The organism is Micromonospora yongxingensis, assembly GCF_052601155.1.
In genome coordinates this window covers 15,338-30,338 of record NZ_JBQXEO010000027.1, presented here as the reverse complement: position 1 = coordinate 30,338, position 15,001 = coordinate 15,338, and the positions used below count along the sequence as shown (strand labels likewise).

At 73.9% G+C, this 15,001-nt stretch carries 17 protein-coding genes; 2 read left to right on the top strand and 15 right to left on the bottom strand.

Going from position 1 to position 15,001, the window contains the following annotated elements:
- Positions 1-18 precede the first annotated feature (18 nt).
- Positions 19-507, top strand: a complete 489-nt coding sequence (bldD, locus tag ACTWLT_RS26115; protein WP_007458348.1) for a transcriptional regulator BldD — start codon at positions 19-21, stop codon at positions 505-507.
- 71 nt (positions 508-578) lie between these two features.
- Here the strand turns inward: bldD and nusB are convergent, their stop codons facing one another.
- The 5 genes from nusB to ACTWLT_RS26090 form a co-directional block, all read right to left on the bottom strand.
- Entirely contained in the window at positions 579-989 is a 411-nt protein-coding gene (gene nusB, locus ACTWLT_RS26110; protein ID WP_252419227.1) for a transcription antitermination factor NusB, read from the bottom strand.
- A gap of 23 nt (positions 990-1,012) precedes the next feature.
- Entirely contained in the window at positions 1,013-1,570 is a 558-nt protein-coding gene (gene efp, locus ACTWLT_RS26105) for an elongation factor P (protein ID WP_210917934.1), read from the bottom strand.
- Positions 1,571-1,653: 83 nt separating this feature from the next.
- A complete protein-coding gene (gene aroQ / locus ACTWLT_RS26100; protein WP_445320617.1) occupies positions 1,654-2,094 on the bottom strand; it encodes a type II 3-dehydroquinate dehydratase in 441 nt (146 codons plus the stop codon).
- Positions 2,091-3,170, bottom strand: coding sequence for a 3-dehydroquinate synthase (gene aroB / locus ACTWLT_RS26095; RefSeq protein ID WP_445320616.1), 1,080 nt, complete (start codon positions 3,168-3,170; stop codon positions 2,091-2,093). Before aroB ends, aroQ begins: the two co-directional genes overlap by 4 nt.
- Positions 3,171-3,180: 10 nt before the next feature.
- On the bottom strand, positions 3,181-4,179 hold the full coding sequence (locus ACTWLT_RS26090; protein WP_445320615.1) for a helix-turn-helix transcriptional regulator: 999 nt from the start codon (positions 4,177-4,179) through the stop codon (positions 3,181-3,183).
- A gap of 80 nt (positions 4,180-4,259) precedes the next feature.
- Between ACTWLT_RS26090 and ACTWLT_RS26085 the strand changes: the two genes are divergently transcribed.
- Complete coding sequence (locus ACTWLT_RS26085; RefSeq protein ID WP_445320614.1) at positions 4,260-4,988, top strand: alpha/beta fold hydrolase; 729 nt, start codon at positions 4,260-4,262, stop codon at positions 4,986-4,988.
- 50 nt (positions 4,989-5,038) lie between these two features.
- Here the strand turns inward: ACTWLT_RS26085 and ACTWLT_RS26080 are convergent, their stop codons facing one another.
- From ACTWLT_RS26080 to ACTWLT_RS26035, 10 genes are all read right to left on the bottom strand, one after another.
- On the bottom strand, positions 5,039-5,542 hold the full coding sequence (locus tag ACTWLT_RS26080; RefSeq protein WP_445320613.1) for a shikimate kinase: 504 nt from the start codon (positions 5,540-5,542) through the stop codon (positions 5,039-5,041).
- Complete coding sequence (aroC, locus tag ACTWLT_RS26075) at positions 5,542-6,720, bottom strand: chorismate synthase (protein WP_252419181.1); 1,179 nt, start codon at positions 6,718-6,720, stop codon at positions 5,542-5,544. The genes ACTWLT_RS26080 and aroC overlap by 1 nt, the downstream gene beginning before the upstream one ends.
- A 112-nt stretch (positions 6,721-6,832) precedes the next feature.
- On the bottom strand, positions 6,833-7,489 hold the full coding sequence (locus ACTWLT_RS26070) for a class I SAM-dependent methyltransferase (RefSeq protein ID WP_445320612.1): 657 nt from the start codon (positions 7,487-7,489) through the stop codon (positions 6,833-6,835).
- A 75-nt stretch (positions 7,490-7,564) separates the two neighbouring features.
- Positions 7,565-8,485, bottom strand: a complete 921-nt coding sequence (locus tag ACTWLT_RS26065) for a glycosyltransferase family 2 protein (protein WP_445320611.1) — start codon at positions 8,483-8,485, stop codon at positions 7,565-7,567.
- A complete protein-coding gene (locus tag ACTWLT_RS26060) occupies positions 8,482-9,087 on the bottom strand; it encodes a glycosyltransferase (protein ID WP_445320658.1) in 606 nt (201 codons plus the stop codon). The genes ACTWLT_RS26065 and ACTWLT_RS26060 overlap by 4 nt, the downstream gene beginning before the upstream one ends.
- Positions 9,088-9,185: 98 nt before the next feature.
- Positions 9,186-9,665 (bottom strand): glycosyltransferase family protein, encoded by a 480-nt coding sequence (locus ACTWLT_RS26055; RefSeq protein WP_252419178.1) that lies wholly within the window; start codon positions 9,663-9,665, stop codon positions 9,186-9,188.
- A gap of 225 nt (positions 9,666-9,890) precedes the next feature.
- On the bottom strand, positions 9,891-11,150 hold the full coding sequence (locus ACTWLT_RS26050) for a serine/threonine-protein kinase (RefSeq protein ID WP_445320610.1): 1,260 nt from the start codon (positions 11,148-11,150) through the stop codon (positions 9,891-9,893).
- Positions 11,147-12,049, bottom strand: a complete 903-nt coding sequence (locus ACTWLT_RS26045) for a sulfotransferase domain-containing protein (RefSeq protein ID WP_445320609.1) — start codon at positions 12,047-12,049, stop codon at positions 11,147-11,149. Before ACTWLT_RS26045 ends, ACTWLT_RS26050 begins: the two co-directional genes overlap by 4 nt.
- Before the next feature lie 8 nt (positions 12,050-12,057).
- A complete protein-coding gene (locus tag ACTWLT_RS26040) occupies positions 12,058-13,656 on the bottom strand; it encodes a lipopolysaccharide biosynthesis protein (RefSeq protein WP_445320608.1) in 1,599 nt (532 codons plus the stop codon).
- A complete protein-coding gene (locus ACTWLT_RS26035) occupies positions 13,653-14,987 on the bottom strand; it encodes an O-antigen ligase family protein (RefSeq protein WP_445320657.1) in 1,335 nt (444 codons plus the stop codon). Before ACTWLT_RS26035 ends, ACTWLT_RS26040 begins: the two co-directional genes overlap by 4 nt.
- Between the last annotated feature and the right edge of the window lie 14 nt (positions 14,988-15,001).

The window sequence follows — 15,001 nt, the reverse complement described above, 5'->3', positions numbered from 1 at the left end:
AGCACTGGGAGTGTCCGAATGCCCTCTGAATACGCCAAGTCGCTGGGCGCCCGCCTGCGCTCCATCCGCCAGCAGCAGGGTCTGTCCCTGCAGGGCGTGGAGGAGAAGTCGAACGGGCGGTGGAAGGCCGTGGTGGTCGGCTCGTACGAGCGCGGCGACCGGGCCGTGACGGTGTCCCGCCTGGCCGAGCTGGCTGAGTTCTACCGCGTCCCCGTCTCGGAGCTGCTGCCCGACGGCAGTGGGGTCCGTCACGAGCCAACCAGCAAGATCGTCCTGGACCTGGAGCGTCTCTACGACGAGGCCTCCGAGGATCTGGCCTACGTCGCCCGCTACGCCCGTGCCATCCAGCAGCAGCGCGGTGACTACAACGGCCGGGTGCTCTCCATCCGCGCCGACGACCTGCGGGCGCTCGCGATCGTCTACGACGCCTCGCCGTCGGGTCTGATCGAGCGGCTCACCGAGCACGGTGTGCTGGTCGCCGACCCGCGGGCGTTCTTCGCCTCCTGAGCAGTCGATCCACCGAAAGGGCCCGTGCCATCCGGCACGGGCCCTTTCGTCGTACGGAGCTGAGCGGTGGCTCAGCGGGTGGCGTACTCGGCGATCCGGCCGAGAATGCCGTTGAGGAAGCGCGGCGAGTCGTCCGTGGACATCTGCCGGGCCAGCTCGACGGCCTCGCTGATCGCCACCGCGTCGTCGATCTCGTCGACGTAGAGCAGCTCGTAGACCGCGATGCGGGCGAGGTTGCGGTCGACCACCGGCATCCGCTCCAACGTCCAGCCCTCGGCGTAGCTGGCGATCAACTCGTCGATCCGGTTCAGGTGCTCGGCGACACCCTCGACCAGGCCCACCGCGTAGCCCAGGTGCTCCGGTGCGGGCTTCTCGATCCGCTGGAGGTAGCCGGCGAGCACCTCCACCGGGGGCCGGTCCCGCAGGTCAGCCTCGTAGAGGACGTCCAGCGCCCGCTTGCGCGCCTTGCGGCGCGCCGGCATCTGCTGCTTGGGACCCTCAGCCATCAGGAGCGGCCGAGGTAACGGCCGTCGCGGGTGTCGACCTTGATCTTCTCGCCGGTGGTGATGAAGAGCGGCACCTGCACGGTCGCGCCGGTCTCGACGGTGGCCGGCTTGTTGCCGCCGGTCGACCGGTCGCCCTGCAGACCGGGCTCGGTGTACGTGACCTCCAGCACCACGCTGGTGGGCAGCTCGATGTAGAGCGGGACGCTCTCGTGCGTGGCGACGGTCGCCTCGGCCTCGGGGAGGAGGTAGTTGGCCGCCTCGCCGACCGTGCCGCCGGGGACGGTGATCTGGTCGAAGGTCTCCAGATCCATGAAGACGTAGTCCTCGCCGTCGGCGTACAGGTACTGCATCGTGCGCTTGTCCACGGTCGCGGTCTCGACCTTGGTGCCCGCGTTGAAGGTCTTGTCGACCACCTTCCCGGACAGCACGTTCTTCAGCGTGGTGCGCACGAACGCACCACCCTTACCGGGCTTGACGTGCTGGAACTCGACGACGGCCCAGAGCTCGCCGTCGAGGTTGAGTACCAGGCCGTTTTTGAGGTCGTTGGTGGAGGCCATTTCCTGCCTTGATCATCAATTGGCGGACAGACCCTACGAGTCTACTAGCTGCGTCGAATCGCCCGACCCCCGCTCGGGGCGCCTCAGTCGGCGGCCGTGGCGTGAACGGCCAAATGGTGCAGGGCGAGTCGATAGCCGTCAATGCCGAGCCCGCAGATCACACCGGTCGCCACCGCGGAGACCACCGAGTGGTGCCGGAACTCCTCACGGGCGTGGATGTTGGAGAGGTGCACCTCCACCAGCGGCCCGCGCAGCATGGCGCAGGCGTCCCGCACCGCGTACGAGTAGTGCGACCAGGCGGCCGGGTTGAGCACCACCGCGGCACCCTCGTCGGCGGCGGAGTGCAGCCAGCCCAGCAGCTCGTGCTCGGCGTCGGTCTGCCGGACCGTCACGTCGAACCCCAACTCCCCGCCGGTGCGCTCGCAGAGCGCCACCAGGTCGGCGTAGCTGGTCGAGCCGTACACCGCCGGCTCGCGGGTGCCCAGCCGACCCAGGTTCGGGCCGTTCAGGACGTACACCCTCACCGGCCACCCACCTCGCGGTAGGCGGCTTCGAGCAGCGCGTCGTCCGGACCCTCGAGCATCCCCGGGCGGGCCAGCCCGTCCAGCACCACGAAGCGCAGCAGGCTGCCCCGGGCCTTCTTGTCCACCCGCATCACGGCCAGCAGCTTCGGCCAGGCGTCGGCCGGGTAGCTCACCGGCAGGCCGAGCGCGGCCAGGGCGCTGCGGTGCCGGTCGGCGGTCGGCGCGTCCAGCCGGCCGGCGAGCCGGGCCAGCGCGGCGGCGTACACCAGGCCGACGGCGACGGCGTGGCCGTGCCGCCAGCGGTAGCCCTCGACCTGCTCGATCGCGTGGGCCAGCGTGTGGCCGTAGTTGAGCACCTCCCGCAGGCCCGACTCCCGCAGGTCGCCGGCGACCACGTCGGCCTTGACACGGATCGCCCGCTCGATCAGCTCCCGGGCCACCGGCCCACGCGGATCGGTGGCCGCGGCCGGGTCACGCTCGACGAGGTCCAGGATCGCCGGATCGGCGATGAAGCCGCACTTGACCACCTCGGCCAGCCCGGCCGCCAGGTCGGTCGCGGGCAGGCTGTCCAGGGTGGCCAGGTCCGCCAGGACACCGACCGGCGGATGGAAGGCCCCCACCAGGTTCTTGCCGGCGGCCGTGTTGATCCCGGTCTTGCCACCCACCGCGGCGTCCACCATGCCCAGCAGTGACGTGGCCACCGGCACCCAGCGCACGCCGCGCAGCCAGCAGGCCGCGACGAAGCCGGCAAGGTCGGTCACCGCGCCACCGCCGACCCCGACCACCGCGTCGGTACGGGTGAAACCCGCCGCGCCGAGCCGGTCCCAGCACGCGGCGGCGACGTCGATGTGCTTGCCCGCCTCGGCGTCGGGCACCTCGATCGGCAGCGGCTCGACGCCGGCGGCGCGCAGCCGTTCGCCGATCGCGTCGGCCAGCGCCTTCAACGGGGGCGCGTGCAGCACCGCCGCTCGGGTCGCGCCGGGCAGCAGCCCGGGCAGCGCGTCCAGCAGATCGCGTCCGACCAGCACGTCGTACGGCCGTTCGCCGCCGACGGGGATCCGGGTCACCTCGTCCATCGCCGGCAGCCTAGTCCAGCGGTGGCCGCGGTGAGGGTAGCCGCCCACCTGCTGGCCGGGCGGCCCACTCGGCCAGCAGCCGGGCGTGCTCGGCCACCGCGCCGCGCAGCGCGTCGGGGTGCCGCACGGTGAACGGGCAGCCCAGCCCGGCGAGCAACGCGGCCGTGCCGGGCAGGCTCTCCACCCGAGTGCGCAGCAGCACGCCGTCGGTGGTGGCGGTCAGCTCGGCCACGCTGGGCGGGACACGGCGGCGGGCGGCGACCAGGTCGGTCTCCAGCAGCACCTCGATCTCGTGCGCGTACGGCACGGCGGCCAGCGACCGTGTCACCCGGGCCACCGGGTCGAAGCCGTCCGGCACGGTGAACGTCGCGGTGCCGGGCGTCACGGCGTCGACCCGGTCCAGCCGGAACGTGCGGATCTGTCCACGCCGGTGGTCGTGGCCGGTGACATACCAGCGGCCGGCGTGGAAGACCAGCCCGTACGGGTCGAGCTCACGGTGGGACTGCTCGCCCCGCCACGAGCGGTAGTCCAGCGCCACCCGCTGCCGGTGCCGGGCCGCCGAGGCCAGGGTGAGCAGGGTGCCCGACGCCGGCTGCGGCCCCGGCTCGGGTCGGCGCAGGGTGAACCCGAGGTGCTCCTGCACGGCGGCCAGCCGGTCCGCGAGCGCCGCCGGCAGCACCCGGCGGATCTTCGCCAGCGCGGTGGCGGTGGCGGGTTGCTCGGTGCCCAGCCCGACCCGTTCGGCGACGACCAGACCGAGCAGCACGGCCACGGCCTCGTCGTCCGTGAGCATCAGCGGTGGCAGCTTGAACCCGGGCCGCAGCCGGTAGCCGCCGTAACGACCCCGGTCGGCGGTGACCGGGATGCCCAGCTCGACCAGGGTGGCGGCGTACCGGCGCACGGTCCGCTCGTCCACGCCGAGCTGGCCGGCCAGCTCGGCGGCGGTCGACCGGTGCCGCTTCTGCAGCAGTTCGAGCAGGCCCAGCACGCGAGCGGCGGGATGTGACACAGGCCACTCCTCCAAACCGGGCGGATTCTGTCCGGTTGCAATCGTACGGTCGTGTCCATACCCGAGAGAAGGAGCGACAGATGGCGACGTTCGTGCTGGTACCGGGGTTCTGGTTGGGTGCCTGGGCGTGGCGCGAGGTGACCGCCGCGCTGCGGGCACAGGGGCACGAGGTGTACCCGATGACGCTGACCGGGTTGGCCGAGCGGGACCACCTGGCCGGGCCGGAGGTGGGGCTGGAGACGCACACCACCGACATCGTCCGGCTGATCGAGGTCGAGGACCTGCACGACGTACTGCTGGTCGGGCACTCCGGCGGCGGCATGCCGGTCGCCCAGGCGGCGGACCGCATCCCGGACCGGATCGCCCGGGTGGTCTACGTGGAGAGCGGGCCGCTGCCGGACGGCACGGCGCAGTTCGACACGGTGCCGCCGGAGGAGCAGGAGGCGCTGCGGGCCGCGATCGGCAGCGGTCACCTGCTGCCGCCGCCGGCCTGGGACCCGGCGGCGGACCCCGCCAACCTGGCCGGCCTGGACGAACCGACCCTGGCCCTGCTGCGCGCCCGGGCCACCCCGCAGCCCCTGCGCGCGGCGACCGACCCGGTGCGGCGCACCGGCGGCCGTCCGGTGCCGACCGCGCTGGTGGCCAGCACCTTCCCGCTGACGGTGGTGGAACAGATGATCGGCGAGGGACACCCGTTCTTCGCCGGGCTGACCGGTGGTCGGCTGTTCGAGCTGCCCACCGGGCACTGGCCGATGCTCAGCGAGCCGAAGGCCCTGGCCGACGTGCTCGACACCGTCGCCCGCGGCTGAGGGAGGACGGGGCGGCCCGCCCGCGGTCGATCGGCCGGGGCGGGCCGACCTCAGCGGGGCAGCAGCTCGGTGATCTCGGCGACGATCTCCTCCGGGGGCCGACCGTCGGTGCGCACCGTCACGGTGGCCACCTCGGCGTAGAGCGGCCGGCGCTGGTCCATCAGGTGCTTGAGGGTGGCCCGTGGGTTGATCGCGAGCAACGGCCGACCGGCGCCGAGCCCGACCCGCTTCACGGCGTCGGGAAGCTCGACGGACAGGTGCACCACCCGGTGCCCGACCAGGGCGGCCCGGTTCTCCTCGGCCAGCACCGCGCCGCCGCCGAGGGCGAGCACCCCCGGGCTGGCCGCGAGCGCCGCGGCCACCGCGGCCCGTTCGAGGGTACGGAAGTGCTCCTCGCCCTCGTCGATGAAGATCTCCGGGATGGGCTTGCCGGCCATCGCCTCGATGTCGCTGTCGGTGTCGCGGAACTCCACCCCGAGGGCCTCGGCGAGCGCCCGCCCGACGGTGGTCTTGCCGCAGCCGGGCGCGCCGACCAGCACGACGACCGGCGCCATCAGCGGATGACCAGCGCGTCGAGGTACCCGGTCAGGTTACGGCGGATCTCGCCGACCGAGTCCCCGCCGAACTTCTCGGTGGCCGCCTCGGCCAGCACCAGCGCGACCATCGCCTCGGCGACCACCGCGGCGGCGGGCACGGCGCAGACGTCCGAGCGCTGGTTGATCGCGGTGGCCGGTTCACCGGTGGTGATGTCCACGGTGGCCAGGGCCCGGTTCAGCGACGAGATCGGCTTCATCGCGGCACGGACCCGCAGCGGCTCGCCGGTGGTGATGCCACCCTCCAGGCCGCCGGCCCGGTCGGTGACCCGGCGGACACCGGTGGCCGACGGGATGATCTCGTCGTGCGCCTCGGAGCCACGGGAACGGGCCTGCTGCCAGCCGTCGCCGATCTCCACGCCCTTGATCGCCTGGATCGACATCAGCGCGGTGGCGAGCCGGGCGTCGAGCTTGCGGTCCCACTGCACGTGGCTGCCCAGACCCGGCGGCACCCCGTACGCCAGCACCTCGACCACGCCGCCGAGGGTGTCGGCGGCCTTCTTCGCGGCGTCCACCTCGGCGACCATCAGGGCACTGGCCTCCGGGTCGAGGCAGCGCAGCGGGTCGGCGTCGATCCGGGCGGCGTCGGACGGGGTGGGGCGCAGCCCGGGCTTCGCGGCCACCGGACCCAGCTCGACGACGTGCGAGACGATCTCGATGCCGAGCGCCTGGCGGATCAGCGCTTTGGCGACCGTGCCGACGGCGACCCGGGCGGCGGTCTCCCGGGCGCTGGCGCGCTCCAGGATCGGCCGGGCGTCGGTGTGGCCGTACTTCTGCATGCCGGCCAGGTCGGCGTGGCCGGGCCGGGGACGGGTCAGCGGCGCGTTGCGGGCCTGCCGGGCGAGCTCGTCGGGGTCCACCGGGTCGGCGGCCATCACCGTCTGCCACTTCGGCCACTCGGAGTTGCCCACCCGGATCGCCACCGGGCTGCCCAGGCTGACGCCGTGCCGCAGGCCGCCGAGCACCTCGACCTCGTCCCGCTCGAACGACATCCGGGCGCCGCGGCCGTAGCCCAGCCGCCGGCGGGCCAGCTCGTCGGCGATCTCGGTGGTGGTCACCTCGATACCGGCCGGCACGCCCTCCAGCAGCGCGACGAGGGCGGGGCCGTGCGATTCACCTGCAGTCAACCAGCGCAACACAGCGGTCAGTCTGTCACGGCGGGCCGCCGGCCCGGTGCGCTGCCCGCCGCGTCCCGCCCTGCGGACGACGGGCGGCTGCCGGGCCGGGCCGCGTCGGGCGGCGCGGAAGCCGTCACGAGCCCCGGTGCGCGATCAGCGACTTGGTGAGGCCCAGCAGCCGCTCGTTGCGGATGGTGGCGTCCGGGAAGAGGTGCCGCATCTCCGCCCGGCCGATCAGCTCCGTGGTGAGGACCTGCCGGATGGCCGCCTCGTACGACTTGCCCGGGGTGTAGGCCAACGGCCACCTGCGCGCCACGACCACGCGCGCCGGCACCGGCAGGAACTGCATGCCGGGCGCCACCCAGTGCGGCTCGACCGGGAAGTACCGGTACGGCGTCTGCACCCAGTACGCGGGCGCCAGCTCGCGGATCGCCTCCGCCATGCGCCGGCGGCGTTCGTGCCCGCCCACGTGCTCGAGCACGCTGTTGCTGAAGACGAGGTCGTAGCGGCGGCTGCGGATGCTCTTGGGCAGCTCGCAGGCGTCGGCGTGGTCCGCCTCGGCCCAGTCGGGCAGCTCCGACGGCAGCGGCTCCAGGTTGACCACGTGGACGCGCGCCGGACGGACCGGCACCCGGGCCCAGCTCTCCACCCGCCCTCCGAGGTCGAGGACGTTCATCTCGGCGAGGTGCGGGAACGTGTCCGACAGCCAGGCGGCGCGCCGCGCCCGGCGCTTCGCACCGAGCGAGGTCGGCGAGTCGACCAGGCGGAACCTGAGCGAGTGAAGTGCCATGAGCGGCATCCTTGTCTGCTGTGTCGGGGGGCGGTTCGCACGGCGAACCGGTCGGCAGGTCGGTGGGCGCGGTCGTCAGATGCCCCGGCCCCGCTTGTGCAGGGTGCGCAGGACGGCGTCGGCCCGGACCATCCGGCCGGCCACCGCCAGTGCGAGGTAGGCGCGCGGCTCACGCGGGTTGCGCCGGATGGTGCGCCGCGCCCAGCGCAGCGCGCCCCGCCGGTCACCGGACGCGGCCCGGGCGAAGGCGATCTGCCCGGTGACCCGCGCCTCGCCGGCCGGCTGGGTGCCGAACTCCGGATAGCGATCCAGCAGCCACTGCAACGCCTCGGAGATGGTGTCCCAGCGCTGCGCGAAGTACGACCGCTGGTGCCAGCGCACCAGCACGTAGGGGGTGCGCAGGTTGACCAGCGGGGCGCTGCGGGCGGCCCGGAGAAGGAACTCGTAGTCCTCCGCGTAGCTGCCCGGGATCTCCTCGTCGACCAGCCCGAACCCGTCGCGCAGGGCCGCGGCGCGGATCAGGAAGGTGGACGGGTGCAGCTCGGTCAGCCGGTCCCGGAGCAGGTCGGCCAGGGCGACCCGGTCGAGGTCGAGCACCCGGTCCACGGTGTGGCCGTCGTAGCTGACCCGGATGCCGCAGCTGACGAACTCGGCCTCCGGCGCGGCGGCGAGCGCGGCGATCTGGGCGGAGAGCTTGCCCGGCAACCACTCGTCGTCGTCGTCGCAGAACGCGATCAGCTCACCCTCGGCGGCCAGGGTCCCCGAGTTGCGCGCCCCGGCCAGCCCGGGAGTGCGGCCGTTGCGGATCACCCGGACGACACGGTCCGGCCGGGACAGCTCGGCCAGCGACGCGTCCGGGTCGGAGTGGTCGTGCACCACCACGACCTCGACGGCGCCGGGATGGTCCTGGTCGAGGATGGCCCGGACCGCGGCCCGGAGCAGCTCCGGCCGGTCCCGGGTGGGCACCACGACACTGACCGTGGGTCGTGGCGTCATCGGTCCCGCCCGGTCCGCGCCCAGGGAAACCACCAGGCCCGGCGTCGTCCGGCTGCGGAGGCGACCAGCGCGTCCACGATCTGCCCGACCCGGGCCACCGCGGCGTGCCGCGCGTCGTGCGCCTGCGGGTCGGCGGCGACCGCGAAGCGGGTCGGGTCGGCCAGCCCGGCGGCCAGCGCGTCGCGCAGGGCCTGACGGGTCTCGCAGAGCGCGACCATGCCGGCCGCGCCGAGCCGGCGGGCGAAGAGCAGTTGGTGGTCGTCGACGTGCTCGCCGTGCGCCGGGTCCCGAGGGACCACGATGGGCAGGTGACCGTGCCGGCGGGCCTCCAGGATGGTCGCCGGGCCACCGTGGCAGACCACCAGGTCGACGTCGGCCATCGCGGCCTGCAACGCGTCGTGGCCGAGGAACGGCACCGCGCCGGGCACCGCCGGGGCCCGGGTGTGACCGTGCTGGATGGTGAGCCCCACGTGGTCGGCAGCTTCGACGTGCCACTCGTCCAGCCAGTTCACCAGCCGGTCGAAAGGGTGCTTGTCGGTGCCGACGGCGACCAGCAGTTGGAGCCGCGCGTCGTCGGCGCGGTCCCGCTGGCGGGGCACCAGCGCCGAATCCGGGCGGGGGGCGGGCCGGGCCGCGTGCGGCACGGGCCGGGGCGCGGCGGATCGGGCGGTGGGTGCGGTGCCGGTGGTCGCCTCCCCGCTCACAGCAGTGTTCCCACGACGGTCGCCTCCGGGTACTGCCGGCGTTGCTCGTCCCACTGCACCAGCATCGCGGAGAGGAACGGGCGGCAGAGCCGGGCGGTCAACGTGGGGGTGTCGATCCGGTCGTACACCTCGATGTAGACGGTGGGGACGCGGCGCAGCCGGGCCAGCACGATGAACGGGACGGCGACCCCGGCGCCGGTGGTGACCACCGCGGCGACCCGCCGACGACGCAGCACCCGCCAGGCGAGCAGCGCGTTGCGCAGGAGGTTCGGCAGGTTCCGGGTGGTCGGGTGGTGTGCCGGCACCAGGTCCTCCCCGGCGAGCAGCGACACCGCCTCCGGGGTGTCGAAGGTGACCCAACATCGGGGCCGGTTCTCGTACCAGGACCTCAGTGCCAGCAGTTGGGCCAGGTGACCGCCGCTGGAACCAACCAGCAGCAGGACCGGGGGCCCTCCGTCCTCAGTGCTCGTGTCCACGCGACTCCCCACAAGTTCGCTTGGAATTTCGGTCGGCGCCAGGCTGAAGCAGACCACAGGCCGACCGGCCGTTGTATAGGGCGACCGGACGAGCGTTCGATCTCCCGGCCGGGCTTTCCGGCGCGCCGGTCGCCCGATGGTCCATCGACCACCATCACGACAAGCAATTCTTCCGTCACGCTCAGCCAGTGGTCAACAGCCAACCGGCGTGGCGGTTTGTCGGAATCATGCCGTCTGTCGTTTCTCGACGATGTCCAGCAGAGAGGGGTGCAGGGCGGCGTTCCAACCCGCTCCGCCGTCGGCCAGCCGCCACGTCCGCAGCCACATCTCCAGCAGGTAACCGTCGGACACCAGACGGCGCTGAGCCGGCCCGAGCCCCAACCGGTCGCCGTACCGGTCGAGCTGGGCGTCGACGGCGTCCGCGGCCGTGCCGGCCGGTTCCCCGTGCAGCACCAGAGCCCGCTGGAACGCGTCGTGCGCCAGGTCGAAGCCGAGCGGGACCTCCTGCCCACTGTGCTCCCAGTCCCAGGCGACCAGTCGTCCGCCGTGCAGGCCGAGGTTCCACGGCACCCAGTCGCCGTGCCAGTGTCCGAACTCGACCGTGGTGTGCCCGTGCCGTCGTTCCAGTCCCGCCACCGCCGCGACCGCCCGCGCGCCGGACGGGTCCGCCGAGGCCGCCCGGGCAGCCTCGGCGGCCAGCCGGGCGAGGAACGGTGAGCCGGCCAGCGGGCGGGGCGGGGCCGCCGCGCGTCCCCTGCGGGCCACCGCCAGCAGCGCGGCGATCCGAGGCCGGTCGGTGACCGGCACGCCGCGTACCCGCGTCGGCAGAGGCTCGACCACCGCCACCACCTGTCCCGCCCAGTCGAGCCCGGCCAGCAGCCGGGGTGTCGCCGGGTGGTCCGGAACATCGCCCACCTCGGCCAACGCGCGCAGCGCGGCGGACTCGGCGGTGACGAGCGCCCGGGTGGCACCGTTCCAACCGATCTTCGCGTACCCGCGGGGCCGGCCGTCGGGGGCGAAGAGCTGAAGGGTGGGCTTGTGGTTCGGGTCCGGTGGGCGTACCCCGCACGCCGCGTACAGCGGCGCGCCGCCGAGGGCGGCGGCGAGCCGCTCGGCCAGCAGCAGCTCGAGGGGCTCCTGACCGGCCGGCACCGAGACGGTGAGGGTGGGAAAGGCCCGCCGTAGCGCGCCGACACGGGACAGCCCGCCCAGCGCGGCCCGCACCGCGCGCACCCTCGGTGGGCGCAGCGCGTTGTACGCGAGCAGGGACGCCGCCGTGGCCCGGGGCGCGCCGAGCGGCAGCAGGAACCGTGCCCGGGCCAGCGACGGGACCACCGCGTACCGGGCGGCGGGGCGGTGACCGGCCGGCGGGTCGCCCCCGACGGTCAGCGCGACGCGCTCGTCGCCGAAGACCGCCCGGGTCACCCAGCCCAGCCCGTCGGTGCGGGAACGCGGATCGGTGAACGCGGTGACCTGGGTGGTCACGCGGCCCGCTCCGGCCAGTCGAGGTCCAGCGCCAGCCGCTGCCGCAGCGCGTCGTTGTACGGCCGGTAGTACGCGGTCAGTTCCGCGCGCAGCGCCGGGTCCAGCGGGGCGGACCGCCGGTCGTTGTAGACCTTGAAGTTCGGCAGGTCGTGCGGGGGCAGCCCGAGGAAGTCCAGCGTCCGGCGGTAGGTGGCGCGCGCGTCGCGGTAGAGGCCCTCGCTGGGCAGGAAGAGGATCTGCGCCGGGTCGAACCGGTCCAGCCACGGCTCCAGGTGCTCCAGGTAGCGCCCCCGGGCCCGGTAGGTGTACCAGTCGTAGGGCTCGCTGACGTACTCCGGCTCGGCGATCAGCCGCTCCCGCTCCCCCGCCGTCCGCTCCTCCTCAGCGGCCAGCGCGTCGGCGAAGTCCAGCGGCTCGATGCCGTGCGTCCGCCGCTCCTTCCAGTGCGAGTACGCCCGCTCGACCGGGTCCCGCAGCAGCACGATCAGCCGCACCGACGGCATCAGCGCGGCGACGCGCTGCGCGGCCAGCGGGTGGAACATGTAGAGCGGGGCCGCCTCACCGACCCGCACCGGCCCGCCGTGCCGGCTCTCCAGCGCCGCCCGCTGCCGCCCGGTCGGAAAGTGCGATCGGTACCAGGCCTCGCCCCGGTGCCAGTTCTCCTCGAAGTAGTGCGAGGACTTCGTGTTCCAGGCCGGGAAGAGGCGCGGCACCAGCGGGTGCTGGATCAGGTAGTTCCACAGGGAGGTGGTGCCGCCCCGTTTGGTGCCGATGATGAGGAAGTCCGGCAGCGGCCGCCGGTCGCTGGTACGCACCGCGTAGTCGACCAGGGAACTTCTCACCCGGTTGGTCACCTGGGTCGGCACGAGCTGCTTCACCCGGTCTCGGAGGGACGACACGGCGGACCTCACCTGCCCTTCATCGACGCCGCGGCGGCACCGTCGGCGGCCGACGCCGCCCCCTGCCCGCCACGGAGCTGCCTCATGGTCACCCGGATGCGTCGTCGCACCCGGGGCACCGTCAACAAGCCGACGCAACCGGCGGCCAGCACGCCCAGCGCCACCACCAGACCGGCGACCCCCCGACCGCCCGTGGACACGCCGACCAGTGCCGCGATCCCCACCCCGGCGACGACCCCGGCCGCCGCGCGTACCAGCGCCGCGTCGACCAGCGGCTGGCCGACCACCGTCCGGGCGCAGCCGAACGCGGTGAGGTTCTCGGTGGCGATGCCGACCGCCCAGGCGACGGCCGCACCCGTCACGCCGTGTTCCGGGATCAGCCACAGCCCGAGGGAGACGGTGACCAGCAACCCGGCCACCGTCGCGACCAGATGCAGGCCGCTGCGCCCGCCCATGAGCAGCAGGCTCTGCACGTTGCCCACGCCGGTATTGACCAGCATGGCCAGGGCGAGCACGGTCATCGCGGTGGTGCCGGCGGTGAACTCCGGGCCGAAGAGCTGGAGGAACGCCAGCCCGAACACGGCGAGCAGCAGGTACACCGGCCAGGACAGCACCAGCGCCCAGGTGGTCAGCTGCCGGTGCACCGCCGCGGCGGCGGCCCGCTCGCCGCGACCCAGCAGCCGGGACAGCTGCGGCGACACCGCCACCCGCAGCCCCTGCATGGCGAGCTGCCCGGCCAGGATGTAGCGGCCGACCGCGCCGAACACGCCCGCGTCGGCCTGCCCGGCGAGCACCGACGTGAGCAGCACGCCGACCCACACGGCGCTGGCGTCGATCGCCGCGGACGCGGCGCGGGGCAGCGCGAAACGCCAGAACGTCGACCAGTCGGCCCGCTCGGGACGCAGCGGCGCGCCCCGGCCGACGCCGAGCGGACCGGCCACCAGCAGCAGGCAGACGAGCACGGCGAACGCCGCCGGGACCAGCCAGCCGGTCACGCCGACCAGCACGCCACCGCTGGCGACGGCGGCCACACCGACCAGCACCGGCCGGGCGACCGGCACCAGGACGGACTGCACACCGACGTACGCCCGGATCGGGCGGACGCAGCGCAGCACGGCGAGCAGGAGCGTCATCGCCACGACCAGCGGCACCGCGGCGAAGCTGACCGCGATCAGGGTCGTACCGCCGGCGCCCGGCCCGTCCAGCAGGCGCGGCGCGAGCGCGTCCGCCGCGAACACCCCGGTGAGGCCGACGAGGACGGCGGCCACCAGCGGCGGCAGGAACGCCACCGGGAGCACCCGGGCGGCGTCGCCCCGCCCGCCGGCGCGCCGCCTGGGCAGCGTCCAGATCAGGCCGGTCTCCGCACCGAGCGTGCACACGGCGGCGGTGACGGTGACGACCCCGATCGCGGCGAAGAACGCCCCCGAGCCGACGGTGCCGTAGCCGCGGGTGATGACCACCGCCAGCAGGAAGCCGAAGAGCCCGTTGGTGGCGGCGCCGGCCAGCCCCGCGAGGCCGGTGCGGGCGCTACGCCGGGCCTCGGTCGTACCGTCGGTCGGCTGCTCGTCGCCGGCGGAGTCGGCGGCCGGACGGGTGCCGGCCGTCATCCCGGAACGGCCGTCAGGCCGCGCGTGGCCGGTGCCCGCCGCCCGGGTCCCGCCTCCCGCTCGGTGAGCGCCATCGCGACGGCGACCGCGAAGTAGGCGACCGTGATGGTCGGGTCGGCCATGCCGTAGAACGGGATCTGCACCAGGCACACCACCGGGACCACCGCCAGCCACTGCCCGGGCGCCGAGCGGGCCCGCGCGCAGATCACCGTGACGGTCACGAACCAGGCCAGGAAGCAGAGCAACGCCGGTACGCCGTGACTGAACAGCACCGTCCAGAGCTGCCCCTGGGTGCCGACCGGCACCTGCGCCGCGACGGTGTCCACGCTGACCGGAGCGCCGTACCCGAGCCAGGGTGAGTCCCCGATACGGCGGATGACCTCCGCGTAGAGGGAGAACCGGTCACTGTTCGTGTCGCTGGACGCGACGCGGTTGCCGATCAGCTCCCCGATCGGGATCAGAAAGGTGGTGAGCCCGCCGAGGAGCAGCACCCCGACGACGGACGCGCCCACCCGGACGTTGCCGCGCAGCGCGGCCCGCGCGCCGAGCACGGCCAGTCCCACACCGAGGCTCGCGAACATCACCCGGTTCAGGGTGAGGAAGGCCGGCGCCAGGGACAGCGGCAGCGACACGAGCAGCGCCCAGCGGAGGATCCCGCCGCGGCGCAGCATCGTGTACGCCACGACGCAGGGCAGCGTCATCGCGTACGCGCTGCCGTAGTTGTTGGTGTACGGAAAGGGCGCCGCCGGCCGGTAGATCGGGTTGAGCGACAACTCGCTGTACTCGGCGGCGGTGACGTGCACCAGGTCCTGCATGTACGGGTGGCCGGCGACGCCGGCGGGCAGCAGCATCTCCACCGGGGTGGTCAGCGCGAACCGGGGCGCCACCACACCGAGCCAACCCAGTGCGACCAGACCGAACCAGAACAGGCAGACCGGCACGAGCGCCGCCGCAAGATCGGCTCGTTCCCGGGCGTAGACATAGACGTACACGCCCACCACGAGCGCGGTGAGGTAGTAGCCCAGCCGCAGGCCGAAGGGGAGCAGCGAGACCGGCGACGACAGTCGGGTGGCGCTGAGCAGCACCAGGGTCAGGAACAGCAGCCAGATGCCGGTGGCCGGTGGCAGCGGCACCCGCCCCCGGACGATCAGCATCGCCAGCAGCACCGCGCCGAGCAGTGGCCAGACCAGGTAGAACGCGCCCGCCAGCCACCACAGCGGGACCAGACCGAACATGATCAGCAGCGGCCAGCCGGGCAGCCGGGGCGGCGGCGGTGGCAGCGGTACGGTGCTGACCGGCGGGCCGCCCCCGTCCGGCTCGAGGCTCGCCAGGGCGACGGTGACGG

Coding starts and splice junctions, on each gene's coding strand:
- bldD (WP_007458348.1), top strand. CDS start 19: ATGCCCTCTGAATACGCCAAGTCGCTGGGCGCCCGCCTGCGCTCCATC.
- nusB (WP_252419227.1), bottom strand. CDS start 989: ATGCCGGCGCGCCGCAAGGCGCGCAAGCGGGCGCTGGACGTCCTCTAC.
- efp (WP_210917934.1), bottom strand. CDS start 1,570: ATGGCCTCCACCAACGACCTCAAAAACGGCCTGGTACTCAACCTCGAC.
- aroB (WP_445320616.1), bottom strand. CDS start 3,170: ATGGACGAGGTGACCCGGATCCCCGTCGGCGGCGAACGGCCGTACGAC.
- ACTWLT_RS26085 (WP_445320614.1), top strand. CDS start 4,260: ATGGCGACGTTCGTGCTGGTACCGGGGTTCTGGTTGGGTGCCTGGGCG.
- ACTWLT_RS26080 (WP_445320613.1), bottom strand. CDS start 5,542: ATGGCGCCGGTCGTCGTGCTGGTCGGCGCGCCCGGCTGCGGCAAGACC.
- ACTWLT_RS26070 (WP_445320612.1), bottom strand. CDS start 7,489: ATGGCACTTCACTCGCTCAGGTTCCGCCTGGTCGACTCGCCGACCTCG.
- ACTWLT_RS26065 (WP_445320611.1), bottom strand. CDS start 8,485: ATGACGCCACGACCCACGGTCAGTGTCGTGGTGCCCACCCGGGACCGG.
- ACTWLT_RS26040 (WP_445320608.1), bottom strand. CDS start 13,656: ATGACGGCCGGCACCCGTCCGGCCGCCGACTCCGCCGGCGACGAGCAG.